At 32.1% G+C, this 18070-nt stretch carries 13 protein-coding genes; 5 read left to right on the top strand and 8 right to left on the bottom strand.

Translation table 11 applies throughout. The features are described 5' to 3' along the window. The first annotated feature begins 45 nt into the window (after nucleotides 1–45). Nucleotides 46–1575: an FAD-dependent oxidoreductase gene (locus EHE19_RS04650; RefSeq protein ID WP_137698166.1), complete on the top strand. Its 1530-nt coding sequence runs from the start codon at nucleotides 46–48 to the stop codon at nucleotides 1573–1575. A 537-nt stretch (nucleotides 1576–2112) separates the two neighbouring features. On the opposite strand, the gene EHE19_RS04645 is transcribed toward EHE19_RS04650, so the two are convergent. Continuing rightward, a complete protein-coding gene (locus EHE19_RS04645) occupies nucleotides 2113–2907 on the bottom strand; it encodes a YwaF family protein (RefSeq protein ID WP_137698167.1) in 795 nt (264 codons plus the stop codon). 686 nt (nucleotides 2908–3593) lie between these two features. On the opposite strand from EHE19_RS04645, the gene EHE19_RS04640 reads away from it, so the two are divergent. After that, a complete protein-coding gene (locus EHE19_RS04640) occupies nucleotides 3594–4958 on the top strand; it encodes a TrpB-like pyridoxal phosphate-dependent enzyme (protein WP_137698168.1) in 1365 nt (454 codons plus the stop codon). 553 nt (nucleotides 4959–5511) lie between these two features. After that, on the top strand, nucleotides 5512–6831 hold the full coding sequence (locus EHE19_RS04635; RefSeq protein ID WP_137698169.1) for an MFS transporter: 1320 nt from the start codon (nucleotides 5512–5514) through the stop codon (nucleotides 6829–6831). Between the two features lie 80 nt (nucleotides 6832–6911). On the opposite strand, the gene EHE19_RS04630 is transcribed toward EHE19_RS04635, so the two are convergent. Continuing rightward, nucleotides 6912–7637: a bilin reductase gene (locus EHE19_RS04630; protein ID WP_137698170.1), complete on the bottom strand. Its 726-nt coding sequence runs from the start codon at nucleotides 7635–7637 to the stop codon at nucleotides 6912–6914. 268 nt (nucleotides 7638–7905) lie between these two features. Between EHE19_RS04630 and EHE19_RS04625 the strand changes: the two genes are divergently transcribed. Both EHE19_RS04625 and EHE19_RS04620 read left to right on the top strand, forming a co-directional pair. Further along, entirely contained in the window at nucleotides 7906–9186 is a 1281-nt protein-coding gene (locus EHE19_RS04625) for an FAD-dependent oxidoreductase (RefSeq protein ID WP_137698171.1), read from the top strand. 225 nt (nucleotides 9187–9411) lie between these two features. Next, nucleotides 9412–10695, top strand: coding sequence for an NAD(P)/FAD-dependent oxidoreductase (locus tag EHE19_RS04620; protein WP_137698172.1), 1284 nt, complete (start codon nucleotides 9412–9414; stop codon nucleotides 10693–10695). A gap of 31 nt (nucleotides 10696–10726) precedes the next feature. Here EHE19_RS04620 and EHE19_RS04615 read toward each other — a convergent pair whose 3' ends face one another. The 6 genes from EHE19_RS04615 to EHE19_RS04590 all read right to left on the bottom strand — a co-directional run bounded on the left by EHE19_RS04615 (nucleotide 10727) and on the right by EHE19_RS04590 (nucleotide 17762). Continuing rightward, on the bottom strand, nucleotides 10727–11497 hold the full coding sequence (locus tag EHE19_RS04615) for a YdcF family protein (protein WP_137698173.1): 771 nt from the start codon (nucleotides 11495–11497) through the stop codon (nucleotides 10727–10729). 186 nt (nucleotides 11498–11683) lie between these two features. Further along, nucleotides 11684–12331 carry a GerMN domain-containing protein gene (locus EHE19_RS04610; protein ID WP_137698174.1) on the bottom strand — a complete coding sequence of 216 codons (648 nt, stop codon included), beginning with the start codon at nucleotides 12329–12331 and terminating at the stop codon, nucleotides 11684–11686. Then, nucleotides 12324–13085 carry an acyl-[acyl-carrier-protein] thioesterase gene (locus EHE19_RS04605; RefSeq protein WP_137698175.1) on the bottom strand — a complete coding sequence of 254 codons (762 nt, stop codon included), beginning with the start codon at nucleotides 13083–13085 and terminating at the stop codon, nucleotides 12324–12326. Before EHE19_RS04605 ends, EHE19_RS04610 begins: the two co-directional genes overlap by 8 nt. Before the next feature lie 83 nt (nucleotides 13086–13168). Beyond that, entirely contained in the window at nucleotides 13169–13741 is a 573-nt protein-coding gene (gene lepB, locus EHE19_RS04600; protein WP_137698176.1) for a signal peptidase I, read from the bottom strand. 134 nt (nucleotides 13742–13875) lie between these two features. Then, a complete protein-coding gene (locus EHE19_RS04595) occupies nucleotides 13876–15681 on the bottom strand; it encodes an outer membrane protein assembly factor BamB family protein (protein ID WP_137698177.1) in 1806 nt (601 codons plus the stop codon). Nucleotides 15682–15938: 257 nt separating this feature from the next. Beyond that, entirely contained in the window at nucleotides 15939–17762 is a 1824-nt protein-coding gene (locus EHE19_RS04590) for an outer membrane protein assembly factor BamB family protein (RefSeq protein ID WP_137698178.1), read from the bottom strand. Between the last annotated feature and the right edge of the window lie 308 nt (nucleotides 17763–18070).

Raw genomic sequence — 18070 nt, 5'->3', positions numbered from 1 at the left:
TGGAAAAGTTGAGTTAAATAGCATATACTCAAAAGGAGACAATCTATGCCACAAAATTTAGTAGAAAAGACTTTTATTAAAGCCCCAGAATCTTATTGGATAGCTTCTACACCACAAACGAACTATCCTCAACTTGGAAGTAATATAAAAACTAATATCCTGATAATTGGCGGTGGTATTACAGGTATAACTACGGCTTATATCCTTCAAAAGGAAGGGTTCGATGTTGTTCTTATTGATACTAATAGAATTGCAGCAGCAGCTACCGGACATACTACTGCTAAAATCACTTCTTTACATGATTTAAAATATGCGAAACTAATAAAACAAATTGGCAACGAGGGTGCTCTCATCTATGGTCAAATAAACGAAAAAGCAATTTCTGTAATAGATAAAATAATCTCTGAAAATAATATAAAATGTGATTTCAGCAGACAACCTAACTATGTATTTACTCAAGACGAACAATATATTTCAAAAATTGAAGAAGAAGTTAATGCAGCTATTTCTTTGGGCTTGCCTGCATCCTATAAATCCAGCTTACCACTTCCATTAGAAATTAAAGGTGCCATTTGCTTTGATAATCAAGCTCAATTTCATCCAAGAAAATATCTGCTTGCATTAGCCGATATATTCACAAAAAAAGGCGGACAAATATTTGAAAATACAACTGCTTTAGATATACATCATGGTGATAATTGTGTAACCTCAATAAAAGGCGGCTTCAGTATCTCATCAAATAAAGTAATTATAACAACGCAATTCCCATTTTATGATGGATGGGGACTATATGCAACAAAAATGTATGGTGAACGTTCCTATGTGGTTGCTGCAAAATCCCCCAATAAATTCCCAGGAGGAATGTATATATCTTATGAGCAGCCTACCAGATCGTTGAGATATCAGCCAATTGAAAACGATGAACAACTAATTTTAATTGGTGGAGAACATCATAAAACTGGGCAAGATGATAAAGAAAATGAACACTACAAAAATTTAATTTTGTATGCAAAAAATACATTTTCTGCTGCTGATATTCCTTATCGTTGGTCAGCACAGGACTATACTGTCATGGATGATATCCCCTATATAGGAAATATTACTTCTTCAAAAAAGGATATATTTGTTGCCACAGGCTTTGCAAAATGGGGTATGACCAGCAGCACCTCGGCAGCTATGATTATCAGAGATTTAATCATATCAGGGAGCAGTCCTTATGAGTATATTTTTGCGCCAAATAGACTTAAGCCTGTTTTTTCTAAAAACTTTTATGTTCAAAATTTGAATGTTGTGGAAAATCTAATTGAGGGAAAGACTAAATCTTTACCAGAAAAATTTAGCTTGGATTTGGAAGAAGGAAAACCTGTTAAAATGGACGGAGAAAAAGCTGGTGCATATCGTGACATAGATGGCTGTATCTACGTTGTTGATACAACCTGTACCCATCTAGGCTGTGAACTGCGTTGGAATTCCGCCGAAAAAACATGGGACTGTCCATGCCATGCATCAAGGTTTGATTTTAAAGGCAATGTTATCGAAGGTCCTGCTATAAAACCTTTAAAGAGAATTAGGTAAATGCTTAATTCTCTTTAGCATTTTCTTAGCTAATATTAGTCATTATAAATAAAAGTACAATTAATCATCAGATTAATAATCCAAAAAAGACTATAAAAAAAGCGCCTATAATAAGCGATTATTTACTTCTGGACATCAAATGTTAACTTGTATCTTTCAGCTTCTTCATCTTGCTTTAATTGTTTAGCAACTTTAATTATTCTAGTATTTTTTATTCTAGACTACTTTTTTAATTTTAGATTTTTCACTAGCACTATGTTCTATACAATCTTCACATCTTATATTAGTAACCTTCAATTTATTAATTTCGTTTACTGGTAGATTATATACAACAGAATCGCAGTTTTTACATCTAATTGTTTTAAACTTATACATGTACCCCCTCCTTTCATCAACTAAGATTAATAATTTATTTTTTATTTAAACTTATTATATCAGATCTTTGTTACATGCTTATTAATATCTGATTAATAAAAAATTAAATTAGATATATATTTCAATTCCAAGCTTTAATTATGAATGTTGGTTTTATTATATCTAAATGCTGAATTTTCTGTTATTAATGTTTTTCTGAGTCAAAAAAGCAGGCTTTTTAAATTTCCTTTTTTGTTCAATTAAAGCAAATGGCAAATACATTAGCAGCCAAAGAATACAACCTACAAAAAATACAGGAATAAGGTATCCTGGACTACCAAATATGCTCGAGAAGTATTCCATAATTGAACCTTTTGCTGGATACCTTAAGAAAAAGTAATTGCCATTTGTTATGTAATTTACAGGAATTATCATTACTGCTAGACAAAAAAGCATAGCTATTGCCTTTGGCAGATTGCGGATATTAGGCTTAAACCCTAAGCAAAATATAAAAAATATAGGAATAAAACAGATAACTCCGTGTACAAGCATTGTTTGAATATATAAAAACGAAAAGGTTGGATAATAATATACGTCTGGAGTGAAAAGAGTTATTAGAGATGGCGCTAATCCCATTGCATATGAGTATTCCATAAGCAAATTATTTTTAGTAAAAACTGTGATAGGCATAATTATGCACATTAAGCTGCATAAATGTAATGGAAGCGAATAGCCAAATGAGAACTGTCCAACACTCTTGTACCATATCATCATAGATACTTCAAGCAATGGCAGCAATAGGCTAGTTATTGCCATAAGCCTCCACTTTGCCTTAACACTTTTATCTTTGTAAATCAAAATTAAAATTATCCATGCACACATTATCATACCAATTGATAAAAAATGCTGAACTGTGAAAAGTTCACTATGCAATTCTTTTGGGATATCATCTATGTAAGAAAAAAAGTAATTTTTCAATGCTACTTCCCCCATTATATTTTGAACTTTAATAAAGTCAAATTTATATAATCTATATTATGTGAGATTCCATTTTATACTTATAAGAATCAAGTTTTCACGTAAAAATTTGCTGGTGTGGATAGTTGATTCTATAGGGAGGCTGTTGCAAAAAAAAATATATATATAGTAAAGTGCTTAAATAGTACTTCCGTGCAATATATATCTATGGCTCGTTCATGAAATAGACACTGACATCAACAGATATCTTGTGAGTAAGTATATTTAGATTAGCTGGTTCGGAAGTACCAGTAAGCCAGCGCTATTATATTACACTTAGCTTTTACTGGTACACGAGTACAACTTAGATAAACAGGTTACTTGGCTAAAGATATTTGTTTAAATTTGTTGGCGAAAAATAGTTAATTATGCCGCAAAGATTATATTAATACACAATAAAATAAATATTAGTTGACTTTATTTGTATTTCTAATAAAATAATATTAAGGTCTATTTTATTAGCTATCAGTTGAGTTTTTAGTTTATTGCCTACAATTTTATTAAAGCAATAAATATTTCAAAAATTTATTCTAAGTTTATAATTGCGTAATATATGTAAATAGATGACTAGAAATGAAATTATCCTAAAAAACTGGATTATAATTTTGATAGCTAACACAGTTTATAGATGAGGAGAGATGATTCGTATGAGACGAGATGAGATTACAAAGGTAATTCTGCCTGAAAGTGAAATTCCAAAGCAATGGTACAATATCATTGCAGATATGCCAAACAAACCAGCTGCATATCGTAATCCAGTAACACATGAAGTCATTCAAGCCGACGATATGAGAGCTATTTTCCCTGACGAATTAATTAAACAAGAAATGTCTACTGAACGTTATATTGATATACCAAAAGAAGTTCGCGAAATGTATCGTCAATTTCGCCCAAGCCCTCTTTACCGCGCAAAAAATCTTGAAAAGCAGCTTGATACTCCTGCACGTATTTATTACAAATATGAAGGAACAAATGCCACAGGGAGTCATAAGCTAAATTCAGCTATTCCGCAAGCATATTATAATAAAATTGCTGGTATTAAGAGGCTGGCAACAGAAACAGGAGCCGGACAATGGGGTAGTGCATTAAGTCTCGCTACCAGCCAATTTGGTCTTGAATGTTCTGTATACATGGTAAAAGTAAGTTATCAGCAAAAACCATATAGACGTTCCTTTATGAAAACTTTTGGAGCAAATGTTGTAGCAAGTCCTAGTAATCTAACCAATAGCGGTAGGAGCATTTTAGAAAAGGATCCTGATTGTACTGGCAGTCTTGGAATTGCAATAAGTGAAGCTGTTGAGGATGCTGCAACCCATGCAGATACAAACTATGCATTAGGCAGTGTTTTAAATCATGTATGCTTACATCAATCAATTATAGGAATAGAAGCTAAAAAGCAAATGGAAATGATTGATGAATATCCTGATATGATTTTTGCTTGCTGTGGCGGTGGAACAAATTTTGCAGGAATTTCATTCCCATTTTTGCAAGATAAATTTAATGGAAAGAAAGTTCGAGCAGTAGCTGTAGAGCCGACTGCATGTCCTACACTTACAAAAGGTATATTTGCATATGATTATGGTGATGTTGCAAAAATGGCACCAATCGCGAGAATGTATACTCTTGGTCACGATTTTGTACCATCTGGTATTCATGCAGGGGGATTAAGATATCATGGAGATTCAGCTACTGTTAGTCAACTGTATCACGATGGCATTATAGAGGCTAAAGCATATGGTCAAAAAGCAGTATTTGATGCTGCAGTAGCTTTTGCAAAAGCTGAAGGAATAGTCCCAGCTCCAGAATCTGCTCACGCTATTCGTGCTGCCATGGATGAGGCATTATTAGCAAAAGAGGCTGGCGAAGAAAAAGTTATTTTATTCTGCTTAAGCGGCCATGGTTATTTTGATTTTACCGCGTATGAAAACTACTTTAATGGCGTACTTGATGATATTGAGTACTCCTCTGAATCATCAGTTTTTAATTTAGAATGTTTACCTGATATTAAATAAGCAAGTAGCATTAAGAATGATATATGCACTTACATATTCTATACTAACCATAGAAATTTTATGTTTATTAAGTTTAGCTTAAGGCTTTGTTCCATTAATAGTGGAACAAAGCCTTTTTAGTTATATGCCTATTTATTTTTCGGCAAAATTTGAGTAATAAATCGCAAAAGTAGACAAGCCAAAATGTATTATTTCTTATAGAATAAAATAAATAGTTAATTTGCGAACTCAATCTATCAGTGTTCATCCAAAATTGATAAGCAATAGATATCTGCAAATCAGTTGTTTACGAAAGCCCTTGCTATATATTTGCAGTTTTGATGTTTTAATAGCAATGGTTATATGTTTTAATATTTTATTTGTTTTAGATTTTATGTTAACCTACAACCAACACTATCGGTTGAACATATAATCAACACATGGATATTTTTTTAAACCTATACCATAAATTGCTCTTCATTGCAGATAAATATTAGAAATTTTACTAAATATCAAAGATTATGTCATTTGACATATTTACTATACTTACTTATACACAATAGAGGATACTAATATGAACAAAACTGAGAAATTTACGGAACAAGAAATCAAAAGAAGCTTATTTTTAATTACAGCTGCTGTTATTTTTGGCAGGGTTTATTTTGTAGTCATTAATGGCGCACCCCTTACTGGATTTCTGCGTGCATTAGGCGCAAACGACTTATTGTACAGCATCATAGCCGCTGCCCCATATCTTGGTGGCGTTTTACAAATTTTCGCATCATATATCTTAGAAAAAACAGGTAAACGTAAGAAAATGTTTCTTATATCGGCTTATGTACATAGACTGATTTGGATACCAATTGTCCTAATACCTATACTTATTTCAAAAGAAAACAAGCAGCTTGCTTTAATAATAATTACTGCACTTATTATCATTTATTCTATTGCAAATTCAGTAGTAAATATAAGTTATAATTCATGGATGGGAGATATTGTACCTGCAAGTCAAAAAGGCAGCTTCTTTGGTAAAAGAACAGCAATATCTGCAGTAACAGGTATTATTGCAGGAGTAGCCTTTGGTAAGTATTTGGATAGTTTTAGCACACTTATTGGTTTTGCAATTGTATTTACAATAGCAGCAATATTTGGTTCATTAGATGCAACTTGTTTTATAGGAGTTAAAGAACCAGCAATGACTCCGGCAGAAAAAAATTCTTCTTTTATTTCTATGCTGGTTGAACCATTTAAGGATAAAAATTACTTAAAATTAATAGTATTTATTTCATGTTGGAATTTTGGGTTTAATTTTGCAATTCCATTTTTAAATATTTATATGATTGAGCAGCTAAAAATTGATTATTTTACAATATCAATATTTCAACAATTTCTAGCTGGTATTACAACAGTATTATTTATTAACAAAGTTGGTTTGCTCTCTGACAAATATGGTACTAAACCAATCCTGCGTTTATGCTGCTGCTTTGTTTGCATTCTTCCACTTTTGTGGTGTATTGCTACTCCATCTAGATATATTATTGTAATGTCAATAAGCTTTCTGATTTTTGGACTGTTCAGCCAAGGAATTATGATATTATCAAATAACTTTTCCATATGGCTTGCTCCAGAGAAAAACAGATCTATGTTTTTAGCTAATTATTCAATCATTACAACTACTTCTAGCGGTATTTCTTATGTTTGTGCAGGAGCTTTTATGGAATCCTCTAAAGGAATAATTTATAAAATTAATAATGCCTTATTTGGCAGTCAAGTTATTAGCAACTTTCATGTTTTATTTGCTATTTCATCTATTCTAATGATATGTTCAATAATTTTTGTACTGCCAAAGATATATGATAAGGAAGAAAAGAAATTCAGTATATTTAGCAGATAGCCCCCTTAAATTGATTATAAATATGTGAGCAAAAGACCTTCTTGTAAAAGAGGGTCTTTTGCTATTATAAAAGCTTATCATTAAATTTTAAACTTTTCTATTCCAAAGAATACATCATGGAAGAACTTCCTTGTGGTTTCTGCACCTAAAGTATTTTTAAATACATTTGTAGAAACCCCATCAATGTCAATTAGTTTATCAACATAATCCTTGGTAATCTGCCATTTAATCTTCCTATTGTATTCTGAAAGAATACTGGAATTCTGTTCTGCCTCAATAAAGTTATGTAAGTTTTCATTAAATATTGAAAACATATCATTATCGTGATCTAACGAAGTTCTTTTTGCTATACATACAGACTTCAATGAATCATTCCAGCATTCTTTCTGTTTCATATCTGGCAAATCTGCATACTTATCCTTTATTACCTTAAGCTTATTAATATAAGCATTATACTGTGAATCCTTATCCTTAACCAAATCATAATACTCTATTATGAAACTCCTCTTTTCCTTCATAAACAAATAGTCATTTGAGAAAAGTGGTAGATTTTTATAATAAGGTGTAATTACAAATGAAAGCATTTGTAGTTCCGTTGATTCCTTCGACACCATCATTAGCAAATTACCAACTCCGACTATATTATATTGTTTTATATCATACACAATATTTTGTATCTTGAGATTGGAAAAACATCCACAGTCTAATTCCACCAGCTTATAGTTTTTATTCAATATATTAAAACCATCATTAATTTCTGTATCAATTGCTTTTATGTTGCTGATAAAAACTTCATTAGTATCCATCTATACCCCATCCTTCCGAACTAAAATTTTTTCATCCCCTATATAAATCCATTTATGTAATACTATTATTTATTTTACATTATAAAACTTTGTTTTAATAGTCTTTTAATCCATATAATCATTTACATTTTATTGTAGTTTTATACATATTTTATCATTTAATAATTTACTATTATTGTATTTTTCTTGCAATTTTTATATAATTCTTTTAAATTGTCATTATGCCCCTTATAAACTATTATTTTGTATTATGAAAGGAGAAGAAAATATGAATAATATAGTTGATTTAGTTATTGTGGGTGCTGGACCCGCAGGACTTATGGCTGCAAAAACTGCAGCTGAAATGGGACTTAAGGTTGTAATTTTTGAAAAAAACAAAAGCTTTAATCATCTTAAACGCGCTTGCTCTGCTCAAATAATTCTTGATGATGGCTATGAAAATGAGTTCGTTCAGGTATCTCAAGGAATGCTGGAATTCCAAAAAAATAATTTCAAAGTAAAATACTCTGGTCCTTTAGTTGATGTTATTAACAAATTTTATCACTCTCCTAATGGACATAAAATACACTTTGCACATCCTAACAGAAAGCCATTCGCCGTAAAATTTGACAAGAATATACTCCTTAATGATTTACTAAAGGAATGTGAAAAATTAGGAGTAGATATAAGAATGTCAACACTTGCATGCGGAGGAAAAGACATTGGAGATCATGTTGAAATAGACCTCAAATCTAAAAATAAACATTATTCACTTAAAGCAAAAAAAGCAATTATAGCTGAAGGCGTTAATGCGAATATAACAGGGGTATTCGGACTCAATGAAAACAGAAAACTGTTTACGACAGCCCATGTTGTAAAATATATTCTTGAGGGAGTAAATTCATATGAACCTAACAGTTGGAATTTATACTATGGAAAAGCATATCACTCTAATGCAGCAGTAATAATAGGGCCTAGTATATATGGGGACAATATAATTGAATTGACACTTTCCGGTAGTGCTAATATAAGACCAAAATTAATTTATCAAAAACTTATTGGCAATAGTCCACTAAAACATATTTTTGAAAATGCTCAAATTATTGATATACACGGTTGTGCAGTTAAGGCCTATATGTCATTAAAAAAACCTTATATAGGTAATGTTCTTGCTATTGGCGATAGTGCTGCTTTTGTAGAAGTAGAAGTACAGGGAGCCTTGATGTGTGGGTATCGTGCAGCTAAAGCAGTAAGTGATGAACTTAATGGCAAAAATGGTTTTGAGATGTATTCTGATTGGTGGATTGATTCTTTTGAGTTTAATCGAGACGAATACCTTCAAGTTTCCCAGGGTTATGCACTTGTTCCAACATACTCAGATGATGATCTTGATTACTTATTCTCACTTCTCGATGGAAAAATACTTGAAGGTACATATAGCCAATATAAAACACCAAAATTGATTTGGGACTCCATTTTATCAAAAAAAGAAAAAATTAAACTTGAAAATCCTGATATTTATGTTAAAATAAGTAATATGAACAAGCTAACATTAGCGAGTTCATTTTAGTTAGTTTTATCTAAATTTGTGCTTTACTAAAGTGTGAATTATATAATGTAATATATTGTTATTGTGAATAGCCTAGTATGTTTAGTTTTGAAAGTATAATATCATTTAAATAAATAAAAATATTAATTAACTCAGCTGTCCAAAGTTAAATTATAAACACCTATAAGTTTTGATCTTTGTATAGTTGAGTTTTAATATAATAAAAAAAAAAGGGTGATTTATAACATGAGAAACTTAACAGATTTGGTAATAGTAGGGGCTGGACCAGCAGGACTTATGGCTGCCAAAACTGCAGCAGAAATGGGCTTAAAAGTAACAGTTATAGAAAAAAAGAAAGAAATCAGCAAAATTAGAAGAGCTTGCTGCGCTCAGTTTGTTATGGATAATGGATATGAAAATGAGTTCCTGCAAATACAGGACGGAAAAATAATGTTTACTAGAAATAACTTCAGTGTGCCTTATACTGGTCGTTTAGTAAATGTTAAAAACTCTTTCTATTACTCACCTAGTGGACATAAAATACATATTGCTCATTCAGATGGTAGACCTTTAGCAATTAAGTTTGACAAAGGACAGTTACTTCAAAACATAATGGAGGAATGTGAAAAGCTGGGAGTTGAATTTAGAACAGAAACCCTAGCTTATGGTGGTACAGATCTAGGAAATTCTGTTAAGTTAGAACTAAAATCTAAAGAAAAAACTTCAACAATTGAGGCAAAAAAGTTAATAATAGCAGAAGGTGTTAATGCAAAACTTACTGATATATTTGGTCTTAATAATGGAAGAAGTTTATTTGGTACGCCTTTCGTATTGCTTTATACAATTGAAAAGACTTGTGATTTTGAACCCGAAAGCTGGATTCAGTATTATGGAAGTGTATATCATCCTTTCGCTGAAATAATAGTAGGCCCAACCTTAGAAGGAACCGACACAATAGAATTAACTATCATGGGAAACAAAAATATTTTGCCAGAAACATTTTTTGAAAACATTATAAAGAACAGCCCGTTGAAAAATAATTTTAAACATTCACAAATTATTGATAAGAAAGGCTGTTCTCTAAAATCTTATTCATCACTTAGAAAACCTTACTTAGGTAATGTAATTTCTATAGGCGATAGTGCAGCTCACATTGAGGTAATTGTTCAGGGTGCCATTATGTGTGGATATCATGCTGCTAAAGCAGTTTATGAAGAACTAAATGAAAGAAATGGTTTTGAGCAATATACAAGCTGGTGGAATGATGCATTTGACTTTAATAGGACTGAGTTCAACAATTTTATAAGCCTATATGGCAGCTTAGCAATGAGGCCAAAATATACTGATGCTGAACTTGACTATATGTTCTCTTTACTTCAAGGTAAGACACTCTGCGGTATCTTTAGTCAATTTGAAACGCCTAAAATAGTATGGCGCTCTATCTTAGAGCATAAGGAGCAAATTCAAAGTGAACAACCTGTTCTATTTGATAAGATAAGTAAGTTATATAGCCTTAACCTTAGTGCATAATAAAATAAACACATATATTAGTGCAAAGTTTCTACCTATCAAAAATAAATGACTTAATAACTGCAAGATATTCTCTCAACAGTACATTTGGATATATATACCAGGGTGTGCCTGAACTAATACCGTATGGTTCAAGGCCCACCCTCTTTGCAAGATGCTTAGATCTGAACATATGAAAATCATTTGTAATAATCATTACTTTATCAAGTTCTTTACCTGTGGTCTCTTCATATACTTTTTTTGAAAAAATCATGTTTTCATATGTACTTGTGGATTTCTCTTCTTTTATTATTCTATTTTCAGAAATGCCGTGGGCTATTAAATACCTTTTCATACCTTCAGCCTCAGTAATTATCTCTCCAATTCCCTGTCCTCCAGATACAACAGCTATAGCATCTGTGTTCTTATTCAGGTACTCAATAGTGTAATTAAGCCTTTCTTGAAGTACTAATGTGGGCTTGTCACCCTTTAATCCTGCCCCAAGTACGATTACGCTGTCAACCTTCTCATCTGACTGTGAAACAGCAGATGTAAGAATCACAATTGTCAGCGCTGCAAAGGAAATAAACCAAACAATAAATAACCCCAACAGTACTTTTCCAATCTTATTATATAATTTGAGTTTTTTCTTATAATGCTCTGTTCTAATAAATAACAGTAAAAATATTATAAAAACTCCTCCAATTGAAGGAGATAAAATACCAGTATCTACGTTGCCGCTTCTTATTGCCAAAATAATGGTATCAATAATACCTGCAATAGCAATACATATAAGTATAATTTTTATTAATTTTGTTTTCATCAGCATCCCTTTCTTTTAACAATAGTATGAGACTTGTATTTCATCAGATATTTCTACCATGCTTTGTCATTAATTGCTTTATAATATAATAGCCCGAAATTTCACCATGCTGCGCATAGTCTGTTTTCGAGCTATTTTATATATACTATAAGTATTTGCACCTGTTTTAAATAAATCCAATATAAACTAAAATTCCAGTTCTTTGCTTAGCATATCTGACTTGTTAAACTTAAATCCAAATTCACTTTCGTCCTTCACAAATTTTCCGTTAAAGTCAAAATGGTCAGCTTCAACACCCTTTACTCCATCAACAGTAACTTCCAATTCCTCAATACCAGGCAAATTTAATAAAGTCATAGCTAAAGTGTTAGTATATGTTATACCCCCAGCACTTCCACTATTAAACATAAGTGCTACTTCCTTAGGAAGGTCAACTGTAATTAGATTTCCATCTACCTCAGCCTTATTTATTTTCAATGGTGTTAATTCAAATACCTTGTTAATAGCCTCTGTAATATTGTCTTGATATAGCTTTTTATCTACTGAAACTATAATTATCTCTTTTGGCTTTTTATAATCATCTGCGTCATAAAAATATAACTGTAAATCAACTTTTTCATCAACTGAACTGGTTTCACTTGCACTTTGCTGGGATTCTACCAAAGTAGAATCTGATGTCTGATTCAAATTAGAGTTTGTCGAAATAGTAGTATTAACTGCTGTTGTATCATCTTTATTATATAGGTTTGTAGCATATATAAGTAAAGCTACTAAAATAATAATAAAGACAAACAGAACCCCTACAATAACTATTAGTTTTTTATCCTTATTCATTGTTCCTCCTAACCTTAATGCAGGCTTTAAAATATACCTTATCCTTTTCCGTATTAGCACCTTCAACATAAACAATTCCAGACTCAAGCTGAGAAACGTCCTTATAGAAATTAATTACATCTCCGGCAAGTGCTTCACAAATATAATTTACCTGCAAATTTTCCACTTTGTACTCACAATGTTTTTCCATAGTAAAGCAATCTGCGATAAAATCTATATATTTTGAATTATTCATATGACCGTTAATATCAATATCACTATAACTTATTTTTTTGTTGTATACAAATATTAATTCTCCATTAGGCCTTAACTTAGTCATTCGCCTGTTTATAGCTCTTTCCTTGATTAAAGGTGGATGTTTGATATTGGTTGAATCAGTCTTAATTATTTCACGTTTCGCAATATCCATAAGAACCCAGCTTGATATTACATTTATCAATATATTTCCATTCTTGTCTTTAACACAGAAGTCTCTTTCAAATTCCACTTTTTTTTGAGTAGCTGGCCAGGTTTCAATACAAATTTCTTCGTTCCATATGGGTATTCTGATAATATCAACCATAATACGGACAATTACCCATGCGAGACCATGTTCCTTGCTAATATCGTCAATTCCAATTCCCATGTGCTTTGTATGAAGACCTGCAACATCCTGAATAAAGTTAAAAAGTGAACTAATCTTTAATCTTTTATAATAATCTGAATCTCCATACGTAACGTTATAATTTTTTTCAAATACATATAATGGTTCCATAACTATATCTATTTCTCAACAAATAACTGAAATAGGAATTTGCACCTCCTTTGTGAATATATGTAATACCTTCAATCAAGTTATTAGAATCCTATTTTAAATAAATATGTACCTATCACATGATCTAAGGGTATACATCCTATATATCTACTATCTGAACTATTATTTCTGTTGTCCCCCATAACAAATACACTTTTTTCTGGTACAATTACCTTATCTGTTGATTCATATAGCATTGGTTCCTTGATATAGTTTTCTTCTAATTCAACACCATTTCTAATTACTTTTCCATTTTTAAACTCAAGTACATCTCCAGCTTTTCCAATTACTCTTTTAACCCAAAATATTTCATCAACATTTCCTGTAAACTTTGTAACAAAAACATTGTATTTAAGTGGCTCTATAACATTGTCCCAAAATGTTCTTTTACGGTCCACTCTACTGTCTATTATGACTATATCTTCATAATCTGGTTCACCATGGAATATATTTCGAGTTTTATTTATTATTATTTTATTTCTGTCATGCAGAGTATTCTCCATTGAAGATCCGCTTACGCTTGTTGGCTGAAACAGAAAAATAATAATAAATAATGCAACAACTACTGAGATCAAAACTGTTCCAAACCAACTTAATACTCCTTTTAAAATCTTCATTTACCTCTCTCCTCATCTTTTTTGAGCACTAGTATAGTCTGAGTGACACCTTAACAATGCCAAAATACTACATTCACTATACCTATATTACTAAATCAGTAATAAATTTGTCTGAATAATAACAGAATTTATATTTAGCGTACCTTAATTCCGAATATTTTTTTTGCATAACTGCCTACAACAATGGTGTCATTGTAAATAGCAGGCGATGACTCTACATTTCTTCCAAGTGATACAGAATCTAATGTATTACCTGTCATTGGATCTACTAAATGCATGTTTCCTGCAAAATCAGTATAAACCATATATGTCTTTCCATCAGAACTTTTGAAATCAACTGGAGAACACCAGCTATAAGCTGTAAGCTTCTTCTTCCAAATTTCATCACCAGTATTTTTATCAAGTGCAACCATTGTTCCATCAGTATTTGAACCTGTAAAGCATATATTAAAAATAACCATATTGCTTATGTCATCCTTGCCTAGAACAGGAGTCCCAAGAGCACCACCATTTATATAATAATTATATACACATTCGTAGTCTTTTTGCCATATTAACTCTCCGGTTAAGGCATTAAATTTTCTAATATTGCAGTCTGCCTTTGGATTTTTTCCACCTTCCCCACGCTTATCTACTTGATTTGCAGTATAGAGAAATACACCCTTTTCCGTTTCCTCTATTACTGTTGTAGCATCAGTATCATCACCAGTTTCATAAATCCAAACTGGCTTTAAGGTATTTAAATCTAGGCACTGCATTGTACCACCATTATCGTTAAAGTACATTAAATTCTTGTAAATTGCAGGTGAACTTTCTATACCCTGCTCGTCATTATACGGACTTCTATAACGGTACTTTGTTATTTGAGGAGCCATAGACAAGCTTCCTGAAGCTTCATCAAATTTTGTATTCAGCTTTACTCTATAAACCAATCCATTTTCACCACAATTGAGTAAGGTATCTGTCTTTTTATCCAATAGTGCAGAACTGTCATTTGCACCCCATCCTCTAAAAGCAACCTCGTCCCTTCCAAATATGGTGTATATTTCCTTTTGGTCTATGAGGTTAATAAACCTATATTTATACTCTGCAAACTTACCATTATTCTCATTTATACCCATGCCGGTATACAATACTGGATATCCTCTTGGATCAACCATTGCTGTTCCTTTTATAGGATATCCAATCTCTATTTTATTTCGTGTATCCTTACCTGTTTCTAAGTCTAAAAAATATATATTACCATCAAGGGCAGGATATATTACTTCCACTAAATCCTTTGCCTTCATTTCAGAATTTATATTCATCATATTTTTAACTGTTTCTGACCAATGAACTATGAGGGGTTGACCTGTCCATCCTGTTCCAGGCCAAATACTATTGTGAGCTGAAATTTCTCCAAGCCCCTCTTTTTTCCATACTATTTCTAACTTTTTCTGTGAAACAGTTCTTGTTCCAAAAGAAGCATTATCTCTATAATTATTGCCTCTGAATGCAGTTATACCCTCAACATCTGAATATTGGTCGGCTGCTCCAAATTCAATCATGTTTTTTTTCTTAACTGAAAACGAAGTTTGAGGAGTGTTATTCCTAAAAATCCAAGATATCATGCTTGTACCATTTAATAGCTTATTTTCTATTGCATATTCAGAAAATGCTTTTTCACCGTCAAAGGTAGCATCTTCTGTCCATGAACTCTTTAACTTTTCAGGGTCTGTCAATTCCTCAGGAATAGGGTCTGCAACTGGTTCTGGCTCAGGTTCTTCTACTTCTTCTGTAGAATCTGAGGCATCAGATACATTAGAAGTTTGGATACTGTTTTTTTCAGATTCAAGCTTGTTGCCAAATGCCATCCAAAGCCCTACAGCTATTACTGCTAGGCATAAAACTGTTAATAATACCTTTAATCTATTTGTTACTTTACGTTTACGTCTTCTCATAAGTATTTCCACGCCTTTAATTCTGCTTCATAATTTAAAGCACATGCATGGAATATAACCTCCTTTTTATAATTTCTAAAACTATAACATTGATAAACTCAAAAGCACATTATTTAATTAAATACCACCTGCGATGAAAAAACCTAGCGTTTTGGGGCTAGAAAACTCACCATATAAGAGCCAGCTATCCTTTCCAGTTATTTTTGCTGCAAATCATTGATAATTTATTGTACCAATGGAGCTTATGTGAAAGTTGGCTATTTAATTTTTACACCATATATTTTTTTTGCATAAGTTCCTACTACTGCCATATCATTATATATTGCTGGTGATGCCTCAACATTTCCGCCTACAGAGATTTTATCCAAATCTTCTCCTGTCTTGGGATCAATTAAATGCATATCACCTAAAAAGTCACATAAAATCAAATAAGTTTTGCCATCATCAGAAATAAAATCAACAGGTGAACTCCAGCTATATGCAATGAGATGTCTATTCCATACCTCTTCACCAGTCTTTTTATCTATAGCAACAAGGGTGCCATCATTACTTGTTCCCGTTAATGCTACATTAAATATAACTATATCACTTATGTCGTTCTTTCCAACCACAGGTGTTGCTAAAGCACCACCGTTTATATAATCCTGATAAGCACAGGAATAATCCCGCTGCCAAATCAGTTCACCAGTAAGTGCATTGAGCTTACGAATGTTACAATTTGCTCTTGAACCTGCCTTTCCCCTCTTATCGATTTCGTTGGCTGTATACAAGAACACACCTTCATCTGTTTCTTCAATTGTAATGGTGCTATCTGTATCATCACCTGTATTGTATATCCAGACTGGCTCAAGAGTGTTTATATCGAGGCACTGTACTGTTCCACCGTTATCAGCAAAATACATTAGATTCCTATAAAATGCAGGAGAGTTTTCTATTCCTTGATTAGAACTATAGCTGCTCTTATATCTATATTTGGTAACTTCTGGGTCAATTGAAATAGTGCCAGCTTCTTTATCAAAGTTTGTATTTAGCTTCACCTTATATATTAATCCATTTTCACCGCAATTAATTAGTGTATCAGTATATCTGTTTAAAAGCGCTGAAGAATCATTGGCACCCCATGTTCTGAAAGCCACAGGATCATTTCCCGGGAGTGAAAATATCTCCTTTTGATTTATCAAATCAAATATTCTATATTTAAAAGCACCCTTTTTGCCATTGTTCTCATTCAACCCTTGTCCTGAATAGAAAAGAGGATATCCTCTTGAGTCTACCATTCCTGTACCCTTTGTAGAAAATCCAATGTTCATCTTTGGCCTTGATGCTTTTCCCGTTTCCAAGTCAAGGAAGTATACATTCCCATCAAATACAGGATAAATAACCTCAACTAAGTCTTTTGACTTCAAGTCTTCATTTATATTCATTATTTTTCTAACCTCTTCAGACCAATGAACTATAAGAGGTTGTCCTGTCCATCCTGCACCAGGCCAGTAGCTGCCCACACCGGATACAGCACCAATATCATGAGTCCATACTATTTCCAGCTTCTTTTCTTTTACACTTGTACTTCCCCAAGCTGGACCTGTTCTATAATTATTTCCCCTGAATGTAGTTACACCTTCAAGTTCGGAATACATTTCTGGGGAACCAAAAGCTATATTGTAAGGAGCTTTGTAGTCTTTTACAGTCTTGTTATTCACAAGTGCCCAAAACTGTATACTTCCGCCGTCCTTGTATGACTTCTTTGCTGAACCGTCACCCATGATTTTTTTTGAAACAAAGCTATCAGGATTTTGCCATGAAATAATAAGCTCATCTGGATTTGTACTTTCAGCTGGTTCCTCAACTGGCTCAGTTATCTCATCTAGCTGCTGTGTATCTGTAGCATCAGCAATACTACTTATATCAGACGCAGATATCGTTAAAGAAGTTTCCAAAGGCTGCCTTGTACCATTGACATTTATTCCTGGTATTTTCCCAAAATACATAAGTACCAATGCTGTAAATGCAATAACTAAAATTGCAGTAAATACTACCAATGCAGGTAGCAAACTATTTTTATTTGTTCTTTTTGATCTCATCTTTGATTCTCCAATTTATTTATTACTATTTTTGACCGTAATATAGATTTTTAATTAATTACTTAACATATTATATCAGAATGAAATAAATATTTATATTGAATTGCCAAAAAAACTAATATTATAAGTTTGAATAATCTTTTTTAATTGACTAATACTAATGGTGCAGTACATTAAAGAAAATAAACTCAATTTTTTTGTTTGAAATTTATGCTTATGAATTATAGCAAACTACTAGACCTTACAAAATAAAAATATAGGTATTCAAACTTATCAAATAAAAAGTTTGGTTAAAAATAATTGCCTTA

It is taken from the genome of Ruminiclostridium herbifermentans, from assembly GCF_005473905.2.
GTDB classification, from domain to species: domain Bacteria; phylum Bacillota; class Clostridia; order Acetivibrionales; family DSM-1351; genus Ruminiclostridium; species Ruminiclostridium herbifermentans.
The sequence above is the reverse complement of the archived record's forward strand: the minus strand, read 5'-3'. Positions and strand labels throughout refer to the sequence as shown.